At 56.7% G+C, this 356-nt stretch carries 1 protein-coding gene; it reads left to right on the top strand.

The window, feature by feature from the left end; genetic code table 11:
- Positions 1-47 precede the first annotated feature (47 nt).
- Positions 48-356, top strand: a 309-nt coding sequence (locus F0Q45_RS26975; protein WP_306439485.1) for an EspA/EspE family type VII secretion system effector, incomplete at its 3' end; no start/stop codon positions are given.

Below are 356 nucleotides of genomic sequence, written 5' to 3'. Positions count from 1 at the left end.
AACAAGGGCTGTCTGTCATTGCCTGGACCCTCACGACTGTCGAACTCATGGAGTTAACGACCGGGTTCGGAACGCCCTACGATGGAAATAGCCTTGACAATGGTTCGCAGCACTTCACGACGCTTTCTGAGCAGTTGAAGTCGGCTCTTCCGGATGCCAGCTGGGTGGGTTCGGCGTCGGAGGCTTACGCCGGCCTGGGCACCGCGCTACAGAATGCGGCAGCGTCGATGGCCGAATTGGATACCCAGCTGGCGGCCCTGGTCAAAGATCAGGGTGAATGGGTCACTCGTATGCGCTTGGGTTTTGGGATTACGAAGGACATCCTTGTCGCGTGTCTCCTCATTGAAATGTTGATG

This window comes from Mycobacterium simiae (assembly GCF_008370645.1).
Lineage (GTDB): Bacteria > Actinomycetota > Actinomycetes > Mycobacteriales > Mycobacteriaceae > Mycobacterium > Mycobacterium simiae_A.
The sequence above is the reverse complement of the archived record's forward strand: the minus strand, read 5'-3'. Positions and strand labels throughout refer to the sequence as shown.